Genomic DNA, 15,512 nt, shown 5'->3' on the forward strand with positions numbered 1-15,512 from the left:
CTTGAGCCGTGAAATAATCTGGATACACCTATGTATGAAGATTTCAAAGTGACCGACCGCTGGACAGGCGAACAGTTGCACTGCGCCTGGAAGGGTACCATCGTAGCCATTGCGACCCGCCATGCCGATGCGACCGATATCCGCTTTGCTGTCAATGGCCGTCCCGTATGGATCGCCTTGCCAAATCTCGCGTGGGTCGAGCAGAAGCATCGTACCGGCAAGGTCATCACCGACTATCTCGCCGCCCAGATCGCTGGCCGCTATCTCAAGCAGGCCGTCGAGTCCGGCTACGACAATGGCCGCGAGATGTACACCATGACCGTCGATGAGGTACTCGCTCACGCGGATGCCATCGTTCGCGAGGTCGGAAATACCACCAAGCTGCCCAGCCTCCCTGTCATCAACGAAGATGTTCGCGCTGAGGACGAAATGGGCATCCACCTGCCCGGGGAGCCGGCCTAGCCGCTATGTTTACCCGCCGCCGCTTCCTCATCCTGCTTCCTGCATACGCGGCGTCGGCACAGGGATTTTCTTCGCCTTTCCATAAGAAGCGTCCCGCGCCGCCTTTGCCGGTTCGAGCCTTCATCGGCTGCGACACGGTCAAGGGAATATCCAAAGGCATTTACTCGGCGATCTTCGATCCTGCAACTGGAAGGCTTGGCGATCCGACTTTAGCTGCTGAGACGCAGCGCCCTTCCTTCCTTGCGCTGACGCCTCCCCGTGACGGCCATCACTCTCTCTACGCGGTTAACGCAGTCAAAGAGCCCGCCGCAAGCGTTACGACCTTCGATCTCGACATAAAGTCCGGTGCGCTGACTCAGAAATCCAAGGTCTCCTCCGGCGGAGCCGGCCCGTGCTACATCTCGGTCGACTCCACTGGCAAAGCTGCCTTCATCGCTGATTACTGGGGAGCGTCCATCGCCTCGTACCTTATCCAGTCCGACGGCACGCTCTCCGAACCGGTAGAGATCCTCAACTACCGTGAGCCACGCTTCGGACAGCAGGGGCCTGTCAAAGCACGGCAGGAGCAGCCGCACCCCCACTCTGTCTTCATCTCGCCCGACGACCGCTTTCTCATCGTCAATGATCTCGGTAATGACGCGCTTACGGTCTACAGCATCGATCCCGCGACGGCGAAGCTCACACCGTCGAGCCCGCTGCTGAACAGCGTTCGCCCCGGTTCCGGCCCGCGCCACATCGCATTCCATCCCAATGGCCGCTGGATCTACTGCATCAACGAGATCGACTCCACCCTCGACCACTTCCTCTGGTCCACGACGCATGCCACCTCCAGCGCGCCGGCCAAGGGGCTTCTCGTCAACGCCAGCACGACCATCAGCACCATCGCGAAGGGCTTCCCGGCAGAGAAGAATACGGCGTCCGAGGTGATGATCTCCCCCGACGGCAACTTCCTTTATGCCTCCAACCGCGGCGAAGATACCCTTGTCGTCTTTGCCTTTAACGACGACGGATCGCTCAAGGAGTTGCAGCGCATTGCCTGCGGCGGCAAGACACCACGCCACTTCACCTTCGATCCCACCTTCCAGTGGATCCTCTGCGGCAATCAGGACTCGGCTTCGATCACGATCTTCCACCGCAACCAGGGCTCGGGCAAGCTGACCGGTCCAGTGCAGACGGTTACCATCGACTCCCCCATGTACACCCTCTTCGCGTAAAGGCGGCACAACGAATGTTTGCGAGGAAGCTTCTCGTTGAGCGTATCGATGCCGACGGCAACGCGCATCGCTGTCCCATTCACTGGATCGACAGCTTCAGTATGCGCAACTTCACCAACGATGCCATCTTTGACGACACGCTGCCAGCCGCCGATGGAATCCTTGAGGCTGGTTATCGCGTGCCACTCGATCGCCTCACCGTGAGCATGACCGACTGGTTTCGCCGCAAAAACTACATCGGGCCCGGAGAGCAGTTACGCATCTCCGAGCCCGATCGCAGCCTGTAATCTTGCGAAGCTTACAGCGACTTCGTGTCCAGCACGAAGCGATACTTCACGTCGCTCTTGATCACCCGTTCCCAGGCCTCGTTGACCTTGTCGTAGGTGGTCATCTCGATGTCGGAGACGATGTTGTGCTGGCCGCAGAAGTCCAGCATCTCCTGCGTCTCCTTGATGCCGCCGATCATCGAACCAGAGAGGTGCTTCCGACCCAGCACCGAGAAGGCGGCAATTGCGGCAGGCTTCTCCGGCACACCCACCAGGCACAACGTGCCGTCCCGCTTCAGCAGCGAGAGATACGTGTTCAGGTCATGATCCGCAGAAACGCAGTCGAGGATGAAGTCGAAGCTGCCTGCATGCTTGGCTGCCCAGCCCTCCTCCTTCGTCAGGATCACTTCATCAGCGCCCAGCTTCTTCGCGTCGTCGATCTTCGATGCCGAGGTGGTGAACAGTACCGTGTGCGCTCCGAAGGCGTGCGAGAACTTCAGGCCCATGTGGCCGAGTCCACCCAGACCGACGATGCCCACCTTCTTGCCAGGTCCAACGTTCCAGTGCTTCAGCGGCGAATAGGTGGTGATGCCCGCGCACAGAAGGGGAGCGGACGCCGCGGGGTCGAGGTTCTTCGGGACTGACAGAACAAACGCCTCGTCCGCCACAACGTGGTTGCCGTAGCCGCCCCATGTCAGGTTGCCCTGCTTGTCCTTGGAGTTGTAGGTAAAGACCGTCTCACCGCGCTCGCAGTACTGCTCTTCACCGTCCTTGCACGAGTTGCACTCGCGGCAGGAGTCCACCATGCAGCCGATCGCGGCAATGTCGCCGACCTTGAACTTGGTCACCTTCGAGCCGACCTTGGCGATCGTGCCAACGATCTCGTGTCCAGGCACCATCGGGTAAAGCGCATTGCCCCATTCATTGCGCGCCTGGTGAATGTCCGAGTGACAAATGCCACAAAACTGGATGTCGATCAAGAACGTCGTTCTCACCCGGTTCGCGGTGCTCGTAGTTGAAGGGCGCGATTGGCGTCGTGGCCGACTGCGCGGCATAACCTTTAGTAGCAATCATCGAAGTGTCTCCATTCCTCTTACGTGGATATTGTTTGGATGCGGGGCCGGTTCTATCGATACATGCCGAACACGTCAATTCATATACGAATCACGCCATCAATAAAAACGAGGGTGAACAATCACCCTCGTCGGTAAAAATTCTGGCGCATCTGCTATTCGTCGTAGTGCAGCAGGCTCAGCACATCGTATTCGGGAAACTTCTGGCGGCCCTTGAGGAAGTCCAGTTCAATCGCAAAGCCGATGCCTGCAATCTCGCCGCCCATCTGGCGTACCAGCTGCACCGTCGCCTGCATCGTTCCGCCGGTCGCCAGCAGGTCGTCAACGATCACGACGCGCTGACCTGGCTTGATCGCATCCAGGTGAATCTCGAGCGAGTCCGTACCGTACTCCAGGTCGTAGCTCACCTTGGCCGTTGCCGCAGGAAGCTTCTTCGGCTTGCGGACCGGGACAAAGCCTGCATTCAGGCGATAAGCCAAGGCAGGGCCGAAGATAAAGCCTCGGGCCTCGATACCCAGCACCAGGTCGATCTCCTTGCCGATGTAGTAGGCAGCGAAGGCATCGATCAGCTGCGCAAAACCTGCCTTGTCCTTCAGCAGCGTCGTAATGTCGTAGAAAAGAATCCCCGGCTTCGGAAAGTCCGGCACGGTTCGGATCAACGACTTCAACGGTTCACAGTTCACTTGGTTTGCATTCGACATCGTCTTCTTACCAGGCTCCTTCAATCTCAAACGGTCCGAGCTTCGCGTCTTCGCTCTCGTCCAGTTCTTCTTCCACAACGGCATCCACGCGGCTTCCGCGAGAGCCCTTCTTTACGGCCATCTTCAACTCTGTCAGCTGCTTTTCGCTGCCCGAGGCCACAATCTCCACATGGCCCGTCTCTGTATTACGGACCCAGCCGCGCAATCCCAGGTCCGCCGCCTCGCGGTGCACAAACCAGCGAAAACCGACACCCTGCACACGGCCTTTAACAAGATAGTAACGAACCATATGAGGCTTCAGTTTCGCAGAGCCGTCTACACCATGCAAGGCGGTGACTGCGCATAGAAAAGAGGCAGAGCCAACAGCCCTGCCTCTCCCCTGAATCCATCGTTGCTTACGCGCGGCTCATATAGGCGCCTTCAGCCGTATCCACGCGGATCTTCTCGCCCTCGTTGATGAAGGGGGGAACCTGCACCACGAGACCCGTCTCGAGCTTCGCAGGCTTGGTCACCGAAGAGGCCGTCGCCGACTTGATGCCAGGCTCCGTCTCCACGACCGTCATCTCCACGACGGTCGGCAGTTCGATACCGACGGCCTTGCCGTCATGGAAGCTGACTCCAATCGTCAGATTCGGCATCAGGAAGTCTACGGCATCGCCCAGAGTCTCGCGCTTCAGGTGGGTCTGCTCAAACGTCTCCATGTCCATGAAGTAGTAGTCGTCCCCGTCGTTATACAGGAACTCCATCTTCACCTCGTCGACCACTACGCGATCGATCGGGTCCGGCGAGCGGAAACGCTCCACAAACATCGCACCCGTACGAATATTGCGCAGTTTTGCCTGGATAAAGGCGCGAAGATTGCCCGGCGTCCGATGCTCCACCGAAAACACCAGGTGAAGATCGTCCTTAAACTTGATAATCATGCCCGGGCGCATCTGCGTTGCGGGAATCGACATAAAAAACCCCTGATCTCTGCTGAATGTCAGCTTAAGTTTTGAGAGTTTGTCCGGCGGCGCGCCAGCATGGCAGCCCAGCATCCGAACTGCCTTTATTGTACCGCAGCAGCCCCGTTCCGACCGCGTCAGCCGCCGCCGAAAAGCCGTTTGAAGAAATGTCCGATGGAGTGAAAAATATTGCCAGCCGACGGGGCTGGCGGGGGTGGAGGAGCCTCCGCACGCACGCCCGTTGTGCTATCCGGTGCTGCACCAGCAGGCTGTGCCGCGCTGCTCGAAGACGGCTGTCCTGCGTTGCCGAAGACCGGCGCGGTAGGCGGAGCTCCGTCGCTTCCTGTCGCCTTGCCATTGGCGGCAGTGTCGTAGCTCATCGTGGTTGAGACCTGGGCATGCACCTGGCCGGGCGGCGTCGGTGGCAAGGAACTCGCCGGTGATAACCCGGCGCTGACCGCAGCAGGGAAGGGATGCTGCTCCACGACCGTCTTCGTCGCGATCTCACTCCCGGGGTGCGCCGCGTTTGCGCCGGTTACGCCCGCTTCGGCGACGGATACCACAGGCTCAGCCGGGCATCCGCACGGCTCGCTCTCGTGGTCGACGACCTCTTTCAGGCTGCCGTGCTCAAACAGCAGATGCTGCCCGGCATGGACCTCGTAGCTGGCCTCGCCAAATTGATCGGCCACAGTCATAACCGGTGCCGCTGCGCCACGGTTCTCCACGCAGGTATCTCCGTTGCGCGCCACACGAACCCGCAGGTCGAGCACACCGGCCGACTTCAGCGTGAAGCGCAGATCCGGAGTCATCAGAACATCATTCTCCGTAGCTCGAGTGGTAACCTCGACGGCGCCACGGTCAAGCGCCAGCAGCAGGGGAGTCTCTGTCGTTGCCTTTCCCGCGGTGACATGCAGTCCGCTGGTGGCGCATACGCGTATCGAGCCTCCGCGATTCAGCGTGATCTCAGCCGTCCGGTCCTTTGCCGTTACCGTGGAGGCTCCACGCAGAACCGCGCGTCCGTTGGTGACTTCAAGCGCACCGGAGACTGTCGCGTCGCTGATTCCCACCGTGCCGATCGTCTGCTGCGCCATTGCAGGCCAGCTCGAGCACACGCAAAGAGCACTTACCGTCATCAGCGTTCGACGCATGCCAGCCAAGTCCCACCTACATCTTCAGGAAGTTTGCAATGATCTCTTTGCCGTGCGAGGTCAACACACTCTCGGGGTGAAACTGCACGCCTTCAATGGGCAGCTCGCGATGCCGCAGGCCCATGATCGTCTCTTCGCCCGTCACCGGGTCCGTTGTGCGCGCCGAAACCTCAAGCTCGGGTGGAAGTCCTTTTGGGCTCACAATCAGCGAGTGATAGCGGGTGCAGGTCATCCGCAGCGGAATACCGGCAAAGATCGTCCGGCCGTCGTGGTCCACTTCACTCGTCTTGCCATGCATCAGCTTCGGAGCGCGAATCACATCGCCGCCAAAGGCTGCGCCGATTGCCTGATGCCCCAGGCAGACGCCCAGAATCGGCACTCGCTTCTCGCTTCTGGCGAAATGCTTGATCAAATCCATGCTGATGCCCGCATCCTGCGGCGTGCATGGTCCCGGCGAGATCAGAATCCGGTCCGGATTCAGCGCCTCCACCTCTTCGGGCGTTAGCTCGTCGTTGCGCTTCACGACCATCTCGGCGCCCAGCTCGCCCATATACTGCACCAGGTTGTAGGTAAACGAGTCGTAGTTGTCCAGAACGAAGACCATGGCTGGTACGATTCTACGCTGTGGGCAACGAACTTCGCCTGCGGGCGTCTTATGTATCTGGAGAGTAGGACATGCAACTGGATCTCAGCCGCTGGAAGCACTTTACCGCCATGGCCCTGATCGGCGACGGCATCATGGGCATCATCCACCCCAGCCGCGACGCCAAGGCCTGGCACTACGGCCCGGAGCCGTGGAAGAACCTCATGCAATCGCTCGAAGACCGTCCCAACCTCACCCGCGCCATCTCCGCCGCACAGGTCATCGGTGGCGTCCTGTGGGTGCTGCACTCCAGCAGGCAGGATGCGGATGCGAAGACGGTAGAAGGCGGCTCAAAGAAGCTGGCTTAGAAAAGCCCGCTTAGGAATCGTTTGCGATGTCCTGCGATTTGATCCACGCATAAAGAGCGAGAGGTTATACCCGTGCAGGGGCGTCTCCCGGCCACTGTGGGAGCGACGGCAACTAGCCCCGCGCGCGTTCGATCGCTCTTACAACTGCCTTGGCCTTGTTAACCGACTCCTCGTACTCCTTGATCGGAACCGAGTCAGCGACCACGCCGCCGCCGGACTGGATGTGTCCCTGAGGCCCGTTCATGTAGAGCGTGCGAATTGCGATGCACGAGTCGAGATTGCCGCTGAAATCTGCGTAGAGCACGCTGCCGCCATAGACACCGCGCCGCGACGGTTCCATCTCCTCGATAATCTCCATCGCGCGAACCTTTGGAGCGCCACTGAGCGTTCCGGCAGGGAAACACGCCCGGAACGCATCGATGGGAGCCAAACCGTCCTTGAGCCGGCCCTCGAGCGCGCTCACCAGATGCATCACATGGCTGTAGCGTTCGACGAACATCAGATCCTTCACCTTCACGCTGCCGAACTCACTGACGCGGCCCACATCATTGCGTCCCAGGTCGACCAGCATGATGTGCTCCGCGCGTTCCTTCTCATCGGCGCGAAGCTCCGCCTCCACGCGGCGATCCTCGACTTCGTCCGCTGCGCGGGGACGAGTCCCGGTCGATCGGCCGGTACTCCACCTCACGGCCATGCACGCGCACCAGAAGCTCCGGCGAGGACCCAACGATGTGATGCGCCGCAGGCTTCTTCGCGCCCTTTGGCTCATCCAGACCAAACCGCAGGAAGTACATGTACGGCGAAGGGTTCACGATGCGCAGTGCGCGATAGATCTCGAAGGCATCCACACCCGGCACGCAATCGAAGCGTTGCGAGAGGACGCACTGAAAGACGTCACCGGCAGCGATGTACTCCTTTGCCTTCTCCACCGAACGCAGGAACTTTGCCTTTGGCGTTCTGTATTCGAGCTTCAGTTTGCCCAGAGGCTTGTGCTTCCTGATCGTGGGCAGAGGAGCTGCAAGGCGCTTCTCCAGGCGATTCAGCCGCTTCACCGCGCGCGCATAGGCTCCCTCGCGCTTTTCGCGGGACAGGTCGGTGGTTACGATCAAGTGGATCTCTTTCTTCACATGATCGAAGGCCAGCACCTGGTCGAAGAACATCAGGCACGCATCCGGCACGCCCAGCTCGTCCTTCGTCGTCTCAGGCAGCTTCTCGATCTGCCGCACCACGTCATACGAGAAGAAGCCCACGGCGCCGGCAGTAAACGGAGGCAGCCCCGACAGTTTGGCAGGCTTATGTCCGCTCAGAGCTTTCTTCAACTCGCTGAAGATGTCGCCGGTAAACGCAGCCGTCTTGCGCCCTTCGCGAACCGTGATCTGGTCGCCGCGCGAGACCATCTTCTTGTACGGCTCGATGCCGATGAAGGTATAGCGCCCGACATGCTCGCCGCCTTCGACCGACTCCAGCAGGAACGCCTCCGGCTCTTCCGCCGCGATCCGTAGAAACGCCGAGACCGGCGTCTCCAGGTCGGCCGCCACCGTCCGGTAGACCGGAACCAGGGTATGCGTGCGGGAAAGCTTCAGAAAATCGCGCTCTTGAGGCAGGGAATTCGGAGTCGAAGGCATGGCTTCCTTCATCATACCCGTGGTATCTCTGCCTCTGGAACCTGTTCACCCCGAGTAGCAAAAGTGTTCGCTGTGCCGCTTTTTCCTGTTTGCTTCGGCAGTTTCGAACGTCCTATACTCCGTGAGGTTTTGGCCACAGACCGGTCTGGCCAGGCTTCGTTGCAATCGTGGCCGGAGAACCGCTGGAAATCCCAGCGATACCGTAAGAGGAATCAATGACCCCAACTCTAACCCTCGAGCAGGAGACAAACCCCTGGCAGGCCCAGGCCGCTCGATTCGACTTCGCTGCCCAGAAACTCAACCTCGATAAAGGTCTGTGGAAGATCCTCAGCCAGCCCTCCCGCGAGATCATCGTGCATATCCCGGTCGGGATGGATGACGGCTCCATCGAGGTCTTCACCGGCTATCGCGTGCAGCACTCCGTCGCCCGTGGCCCAGCCAAGGGTGGCATCCGCTACTCCCCCGACGTCTCCCTCGATGAGGTCCGCGCCCTCGCCTCCTGGATGACCTGGAAGTGCGCCGTCGTCAACATCCCCTTCGGCGGAGCCAAGGGGGGAGTCATCTGCGACCCCAGGTCCATGTCCCAGGGGGAGCTTGAGCGCGTCACCCGCCGCTACACCGCCGAGCTCATCGAGTTCATCGGCCCGGAAAAAGATGTCCCTGCACCCGACATGGGCACCAACGAGCAGACCATGGCCTGGATCATGGACACCTACTCCATGCACACGCGCCAGACCGTCAACGCCGTCGTCACCGGAAAGCCGGTCAACCTGGGTGGCTCCCGCGGACGCACCGCCGCCACCGGCCGCGGCATCTCTGTCGTCTGCGACGAGGCCCTCAAGCACCTCGGCATGTCCATCGAAGGCTGCCGCGTCATCGTGCAGGGCTTCGGCAATGTCGGCTCCAACGCCGCGCGTATCCTGGCCGAAAAGGGCTACACCATCATCGGTATCGCTGAGTACGATGGCGGCCTCTACAACCCCAGGGGCATCGACATTCCCGCCCTCATCGAGCACCGCAAAAAAGCCGGCACCATCAAATGGCTTCGCCGAGGCCGAGGCAGCCGACAAAGACGAGCTGCTCACCTACGATTGCGAGATCCTCATCCCAGCCGCGACCGAAAACGTCATCACCAGCAAAAACGCCGACCGCATCCGGGCAAAGATTCTCTGCGAGGGCGCCAACGGTCCCACTACCCCGGTCGCCGACGAGATCCTCGCCGACAAGAAGACCATCATTATCCCCGACATTCTCGCCAACGCCGGCGGTGTCACCACCAGCTACTTTGAATGGGTGCAGGACCGCATGGGCTACTTCTGGACAGAGACGGAGGTTAACCAGCGCCTCGACCACATCATGTCCGAGAGCTTTCGCGACGTCGTCACTTACTCCCAGAACCACAACGTCAACAATCGCATCGCCGCATACATGCTGGCGATCGACCGCGTGGCATACACTACGCGCCAGCGCGGCATGTACGCCTGAACGGTCACTGGTTCCACGACGGCTCGCGAGGGAATGAAGCCGTTACCCCTCGCGAGCCGTTTATCTTGCCTGCGCTTCCACTCCGTGCCGGTCGTCGACAAGTTCCGCGGGGCGATAGTCGACGCCGAGAAGGCGGCAGCGAAGAAGCAACCCTGATTTCTGTAAAGCCCTTTCTGTCTTCTGCCTCTTGCGTCTCATCGATGAGGGTCTTGGCCACCGCAATTCAAACGTTCAAGCTCCCGCTGTGGCAGAATGACAGTGTCCGCTCCTGTGCGACGGAGCGATGGTTTCCGCGCCGATGAACCTGCCTAACTCCATCACGCTGAGCCGGATCGCAGCGATTCCGCTGTTGCTCTGGATACTCTCCTCCGCCTTCCCCCTTCAGGGGCACGGGCAGGTAGGGCTGCGTGGCGGTGAGCAGGAGATCATCGCATCGCTCATCTTTATTCTTGCCGCCATCACCGACGGCGTCGACGGCTATCTCGCTCGTAAGCGCGGCCAGATCACCACGATGGGCATGCTGCTTGATCCGCTGGCCGATAAGCTCATGGTTTCAGCGGCATATATCGTGCTCGTGGCCTACAATCCGCGCATCGTGCCGCCGTGGATCGCCGTGCTCGTCATCGGCCGCGAGTTTCTGGTCTCTGGCCTGCGTTCCATCGCTGCCACGGAGGGCTTCACCATTGAGGCCTCAGAGATCGGCAAGCTGAAGACCGTCATCCAGATCGTCTCCGTCGTCGCAGCCATTCTCGCGCATCGCTGGGACTACTGGATCTGGTTCCCGAGCTTCCACGGCGGCTTCGTCATCGGCGTTCGTTTCATCGCGCTGACGGCGATCTATTGGATGACCATTGTCTCCATCATCTCGGCGATCGACTACTTCGTCGGTTTCTGGAAGAAGATCGACCGTGCAAGCGAGACCAAGCGCAAGCGCCGCAGCTTCGTCCTCAGCCGGAAGGCCAAGCCTTCGCAGCCCTCGTCGGAGCATCCTTCTCGCATCTCGTAAGCGACAGGCTTACTGCAGGATCGGTATCCCGCCCAGCGCGCCTGCAATTCGTGCCTTCCACTCCGCCGGGCCAGTCTGGTGTACGCTCACGCCCTTAGAATCCACGGCCACCGTCACCGGCATATCGACGACCACAAACTCATAGATCGCCTCCATACCCAGATCGCCGAAGCCCAGCAGCTTGGAGCTGCGGATCGCCTTCGAGACGAGATACGCTGCTCCACCGACCGCCATCAGATACACTGCGCCGAACTCCTCGATGGCATCGATTGCCACCTGTCCCCGCTCGGCCTTGCCCACCATGCCCAGCAGGCCGGTCTGCTCCAGCATCTGACGCGTGAACTTGTCCATGCGGGTCGCTGTCGTCGGCCCTGCAGGCCCAACGGCCTCTTCCCGCACGGCGTCTACAGGCCCCACATAGTAGATAAATCGATTGGTGAAATCCACGGGAAGCTTCTCGCCACGGTTCAGCATGTCGGTCATGCGCTTGTGTGCCGCATCGCGCCCCGTCAGCAGCTTGCCGTTCAGCAGCAGAACCTCGCCAGGCTTCCACGTCTTAACCTCTTCGCGAGTGACCGTGTCGAGATCAACCCGCCTCGCACTCGATGTGTCGTAGGTCAGCTCTGGCCAGATCTCGAGCGAAGGCGGCTCCAGGGCCACCGGGCCGGATCCATCGAGGTGGAAGTGCACATGCCGTGTCGCCGCGCAGTTCGGAATCATCGCAATCGGCAGGTTTGCCGCATGTGTTGGGTAATCCTGAATCTTGATGTCGAGCACGGTCGTCAGACCGCCCAGCCCCTGCGCTCCAATGCCCAGCTGGTTGATCTTGTTATACAGCTCGATGCGAAGCTCTTCGATCTTGTTCTGCGGTCCGCGTGCGATCAGCTCCTGCATGTCGATCGGGTCCATCAAGGACTCTTTCGCCATCAGCATCGCTTTCTCGGCTGTGCCGCCGATACCGATCCCCAGCATGCCCGGAGGGCACCAGCCCGCGCCCATCGTTGGTACGGTCTTTAGCACCCACTCCACGATCGAGTCCGACGGATTCAGCATGGCAAACTTCGACTTCGCCTCCGAGCCGCCGCCCTTGGCCGCGACAGTGACGTCGACAGCGCCACCCGGCACCATCTCCACCGAGACCACGGCTGGGGTGTTGTCGCCCGTGTTCTTACGCGAAAACGCCGGATCGGCCAGAATGCTGGCCCGCAGCTTGTTGTCGGGCAGCATGTAAGCTTGGCGCGTGCCCTCGTCCACCATCTGCTGCACGGTCTTCAGAGGCTTGCCATCGTTTTCCCACTGCGCCTCCATGCCGATCTTCACAAACGCCGTCACGATGCCGGTGTCCTGGCAGACGGGGCGGTGACCTTCGGCGCACATACGCGAGTTGATCAGGATCTGTGCCATCGCGTCCTTGGCGGCAGCAGATTGCTCCAGCTCGTAGGCCCGCGTCAGGTTCGTGATGAAGTCCTCGGGGTGGTAATAGCTGATGTATTGCAGCGCATCCGCGACAGACTGGATGAAATCGGCTTGCTTGATGGTGGCCATGGCACCATCATTTTAGGGGCTGCTAATGACGATTGTCGCCGTACATCGCCGTGTTTGCGCGGTTATCGAAAGCAGCCAATCGTGGTGCCTTCCGCATCATCTAACGTTTCAGAGGCTTGAAGAGCATGTCGAAGATGCGTAGCGAAACAGATTCTCTTGGAGCAGTCGAAGTTCCCGCAGACGCCCTCTACGGCGCCCAGACGGCTCGTGCCGTCGATAACTTTCCCATCAGCGGTATGAAGGCCAGCCCCTTCCTCATCCGCGCCCTCGCAATGATAAAACTCGCGGCGGCGGAGGCCAACCAGGAGCTTGGCCTGATCACCCCGGAGCAGGGAAGCGCCATCGCACAGGCGGCGCAGGAGATCCTCGACGGGAAATACCACGAACACTTCGTCGTTGACGTCTTCCAGGCCGGAGCTGGCGTCAGCCTGCACATGAACACCAACGAGGTGATCGCCAACCGCGCCGGACAGATCCTCGGCGAGCCGCTAGGCAGCTACAAGAAGCTCCATCCCAACGACCACGTCAACTACGGCCAGTCGACTAATGACGTCTTCCCCACGGCCATGCGTCTCTCGGCCCTGCTTGCGCTCGAAGATCTGTACCCCATCCTTGACTCTCTGGCGTCGAGCTTTTCTGCCAAGGCAGACGAGTTCAAAGACATCCTTAAGGCGGGCCGGACCCACATGCAGGATGCGGTGCCTGTAACCCTTGGCCAGGAGTTTGCCGCCTACGCTGTCGCCGTCAAAGAGGCCTCTGCGAGTATCCGGCGCAATGCGGTCACTCTGCACTCGCTTGGCCTCGGAGGTTCGGCCGTCGGCACCGGCCTCAACACCCATCCCGAGTACCGTGCGAAGGCCGTGGCGAAGCTCGCCAGGCTCGCAAAGCTCGAACTGCACCCCTCCTACGACCTTCGTTACGCCATGCAGTCCTGCTCTCCGATGGCCGATGTCTCCGGAGCCCTGCGCGGGCTCGCGCTCGAGATGATTCGCATCTCCAATGATCTACGGCTTCTGTCCTCCGGCCCCAACACCGGCTTCAATGAGATTCATCTACCCAGCCTGCAGCCCGGCTCCAGCATTATGCCCGGCAAGGTCAACCCCGTGCTGCCCGAACTGATGGCGATGGTCGCCTTCCAGGTTGTCGGTAACGATACTGCAACCGCGATGGCCGTACAGGCTGGCCAGCTGGAACTGAACGTCATGATGCCGGCGATGGCCCACAACACGCTCGAATCCATCACGATCCTCACCAGCACCCTGCGCCAGCTCGATCGCCACTGCATTCGCGGAATCACCGCCAACCGGGATCGCACCAGCTTTTATGCCGCCAGCACCATCGCCCTGGCGACGGCGCTCAATCCATATATTGGCTATCGCAAGGCGGCGGAGCTGGTGAAAGAATCGGTCGCCTCTGGCCGATCCATCGTCGAGCTCGCCCGTGAGAAAAAACTCCTCAGCGAGGAGCAGATCGCAGAAATTCTCGACCCAAAGAATATGACCGAGCCGCATGCCAGGATCTCCTGACGAACGGCTCGGTCGCGATGTTTTTGAAGACTGGTCTTACTTGATACGGCCGAAGCGATAGACCACGCCCATATTCACGCCCACGTTGTTCTGGATCGTGCTGCCCCACGTCGAACCGAGGTAGGTCGGGGTCACGCGGAGCGCGAGGTTCGGATACATGTTGTAGTCCAGATTGACGCCAGCCGAGAAGACCGTGCGCGTCTGCGAATCCCACAGGCCCAGGTTTGCCGCCGGAATGCCCTTCGAACCTGAGTCGAACTTGCCGATACCGGCGCCGACCGTGCCGAAGACCGTCGCCGCATACTTCTCCTTCTTGTAGAAGCGATACGCCGGACCGACGTTGAAGTAATACTGCGAGATCTGGGGGTTCTGGATGTTGTAGATCGTATTGCCGACCTTCCCATGACCATACGCTCCGCTCACCTGTCCAAGGATGCCGAACTTCGGGTTCAGGAAGTAGGTGCTGGAGAGGAAGAACGTGACCTCGTTGTTCTTCTGCAGATTCTCACCGGAGCGGAACCGGAGATAACCGCCGCCGCCAGCAACCTCCCACTTATGTGAGTAGGTGTCCTGGATGGTGCGCTCGATGCGCGCCCGGCGATTGGCGTTGGTCTCACGGCGTCGGCGGGGTGAGGTGGACTGGGCCTCAAGCGAGGTCACGGCGCTCAAGACAAATACTGCGATCAAAAGGGTTGCTGCAGACCGCACACTAAACCTGAAACCGAACATCAACGATTACTCCTGCACATGCTGGGCTCTTGCTATGGTGGAACTTGGGCTGGCGGCCGGAAAATCCGCAGCCACCTCTTATTAGAACATCCACGGCGGTCCTCTGAGTGCGTTTCGGGGCGAATCGCGCTCAAGGAGTAGAGATTCATGGCGAGAAAGAGCAGCAAGGGCGGCGGCACGGGCAGTGTCTTCACAGGATTCCTTCTCGGGGCGGTCACCGTCGCCGGAGTCGGGTACGCCTGGATGCACTACGGTGGTTCGCCCGCGAAGCTCCGCCAGGAGCTTCCTTCTCTGCCCGGAAGCCTGTCCGGAGACGGCGGCAACTCCGGGGATCCCTCCATGGGAAAGGGCTCTCCCGCACACGCAAGACCGCCGGTCGCTCCCAATCAGCCTGTTGCTCCTGCAGCAGCGGCTCAGCAGCATGAGCACGCCCGGCCGACGCCTCCCTTCGGCACGAGCGAGGATGTCTTTGAAGGCGGCGCTCACGTCTACCGCGCTCACTGCGCCAGCTGCCACGGAACCCCTATCCATGAGGCCGCCGCCAAGGGGGTGATGCCTCCGCCTCGGCAGCTCTGGAAGCAGGGAAGCCAGATTGGAGGGATGGCTCCCGGTGATGTCTACGAACGCATTGCGCATGGCGTCCACGGCAGCGGTATGCCGGCCTTTGCCGGAAAGCTCTCCGATGCACAGATCTGGCAGGTGACACTATTGCTGACGAACGCCGACAAGGACCTGCCCGATCCGGTCACGCATATCCTCGACGGGAAAAAATAAGCTCCTGTCGTGAGCACAAAGAAAGCGGGTTCGAGAGGCAATCTCGAACCCGCTTTCTCTTGC

14 protein-coding genes and 3 pseudogenes are annotated in these 15,512 nt (G+C 60.4%); 8 read left to right on the forward strand and 9 right to left on the reverse strand.

Translation table 11 applies throughout. The features are described 5' to 3' along the window. Positions 1 to 30 precede the first annotated feature (30 nt). From PW789_RS07700 to PW789_RS07710, 3 genes are read left to right on the forward strand one after another with little or no spacing between them, the layout of a single operon-like run. On the forward strand, positions 31 to 462 hold the full coding sequence (locus tag PW789_RS07700) for a hypothetical protein (RefSeq protein WP_299373877.1): 432 nt from the start codon (positions 31 to 33) through the stop codon (positions 460 to 462). Between the two features lie 5 nt (positions 463 to 467). Continuing rightward, on the forward strand, positions 468 to 1,676 hold the full coding sequence (locus PW789_RS07705) for a lactonase family protein (protein ID WP_299373879.1): 1,209 nt from the start codon (positions 468 to 470) through the stop codon (positions 1,674 to 1,676). Between the two features lie 14 nt (positions 1,677 to 1,690). Next, entirely contained in the window at positions 1,691 to 1,963 is a 273-nt protein-coding gene (locus tag PW789_RS07710) for a hypothetical protein (RefSeq protein WP_299373882.1), read from the forward strand. An 11-nt stretch (positions 1,964 to 1,974) separates the two neighbouring features. Here PW789_RS07710 and PW789_RS07715 read toward each other — a convergent pair. From PW789_RS07715 to PW789_RS07740, 6 genes and pseudogenes are all read right to left on the reverse strand, one after another. Continuing rightward, positions 1,975 to 3,016 (reverse strand): annotated as a pseudogene (locus PW789_RS07715) (NAD(P)-dependent alcohol dehydrogenase). Between the two features lie 154 nt (positions 3,017 to 3,170). Next, positions 3,171 to 3,716: an adenine phosphoribosyltransferase gene (locus tag PW789_RS07720; RefSeq protein WP_299373885.1), complete on the reverse strand. Its 546-nt coding sequence runs from the start codon at positions 3,714 to 3,716 to the stop codon at positions 3,171 to 3,173. Positions 3,717 to 3,723: 7 nt separating this feature from the next. Beyond that, complete coding sequence (locus PW789_RS07725) at positions 3,724 to 4,005, reverse strand: acylphosphatase (RefSeq protein ID WP_299373887.1); 282 nt, start codon at positions 4,003 to 4,005, stop codon at positions 3,724 to 3,726. 106 nt (positions 4,006 to 4,111) lie between these two features. After that, positions 4,112 to 4,672, reverse strand: coding sequence for an elongation factor P (gene efp, locus PW789_RS07730; RefSeq protein WP_299373889.1), 561 nt, complete (start codon positions 4,670 to 4,672; stop codon positions 4,112 to 4,114). A 125-nt stretch (positions 4,673 to 4,797) separates the two neighbouring features. Then, positions 4,798 to 5,751, reverse strand: a complete 954-nt coding sequence (locus tag PW789_RS07735) for a nuclease (RefSeq protein ID WP_299373892.1) — start codon at positions 5,749 to 5,751, stop codon at positions 4,798 to 4,800. Positions 5,752 to 5,824: 73 nt separating this feature from the next. Next, entirely contained in the window at positions 5,825 to 6,412 is a 588-nt protein-coding gene (locus PW789_RS07740) for an aminodeoxychorismate/anthranilate synthase component II (protein ID WP_299373895.1), read from the reverse strand. Positions 6,413 to 6,483: 71 nt separating this feature from the next. Here PW789_RS07740 and PW789_RS07745 point away from each other — a divergent pair, with 71 nt between their 5' ends. Next, positions 6,484 to 6,759 carry a hypothetical protein gene (locus PW789_RS07745; RefSeq protein ID WP_299373898.1) on the forward strand — a complete coding sequence of 92 codons (276 nt, stop codon included), beginning with the start codon at positions 6,484 to 6,486 and terminating at the stop codon, positions 6,757 to 6,759. A gap of 112 nt (positions 6,760 to 6,871) precedes the next feature. On the opposite strand, the pseudogene trpE reads toward PW789_RS07745, so the two are convergent. Next, positions 6,872 to 8,384, reverse strand: a pseudogene (trpE, locus tag PW789_RS07750) (anthranilate synthase component I). 215 nt (positions 8,385 to 8,599) lie between these two features. On the opposite strand from trpE, the pseudogene PW789_RS07755 reads away from it, so the two are divergent. Further along, positions 8,600 to 9,869, forward strand: a pseudogene (locus PW789_RS07755) (Glu/Leu/Phe/Val dehydrogenase). A 298-nt stretch (positions 9,870 to 10,167) separates the two neighbouring features. After that, complete coding sequence (gene pgsA, locus PW789_RS07760; protein WP_299374382.1) at positions 10,168 to 10,875, forward strand: CDP-diacylglycerol--glycerol-3-phosphate 3-phosphatidyltransferase; 708 nt, start codon at positions 10,168 to 10,170, stop codon at positions 10,873 to 10,875. A gap of 9 nt (positions 10,876 to 10,884) precedes the next feature. Here pgsA and PW789_RS07765 read toward each other — a convergent pair whose 3' ends face one another. Continuing rightward, positions 10,885 to 12,420 carry a fumarate hydratase gene (locus tag PW789_RS07765; RefSeq protein WP_299373901.1) on the reverse strand — a complete coding sequence of 512 codons (1,536 nt, stop codon included), beginning with the start codon at positions 12,418 to 12,420 and terminating at the stop codon, positions 10,885 to 10,887. 125 nt (positions 12,421 to 12,545) lie between these two features. Here PW789_RS07765 and PW789_RS07770 point away from each other — a divergent pair, with 125 nt between their 5' ends. After that, positions 12,546 to 13,946, forward strand: a complete 1,401-nt coding sequence (locus PW789_RS07770) for an aspartate ammonia-lyase (RefSeq protein WP_299373903.1) — start codon at positions 12,546 to 12,548, stop codon at positions 13,944 to 13,946. Positions 13,947 to 13,982: 36 nt separating this feature from the next. Here the strand turns inward: PW789_RS07770 and PW789_RS07775 are convergent, their stop codons facing one another. Next, a complete protein-coding gene (locus PW789_RS07775) occupies positions 13,983 to 14,633 on the reverse strand; it encodes an outer membrane beta-barrel protein (RefSeq protein WP_299373905.1) in 651 nt (216 codons plus the stop codon). 189 nt (positions 14,634 to 14,822) lie between these two features. Here PW789_RS07775 and PW789_RS07780 point away from each other — a divergent pair, with 189 nt between their 5' ends. Then, positions 14,823 to 15,449 carry a c-type cytochrome gene (locus PW789_RS07780; protein WP_299373908.1) on the forward strand — a complete coding sequence of 209 codons (627 nt, stop codon included), beginning with the start codon at positions 14,823 to 14,825 and terminating at the stop codon, positions 15,447 to 15,449. Positions 15,450 to 15,512 lie beyond the last annotated feature (63 nt).

The sequence above is a fragment of the Edaphobacter sp. genome (assembly GCF_028283685.1).
In the GTDB taxonomy this organism is placed as follows: domain Bacteria; phylum Acidobacteriota; class Terriglobia; order Terriglobales; family Acidobacteriaceae; genus Edaphobacter.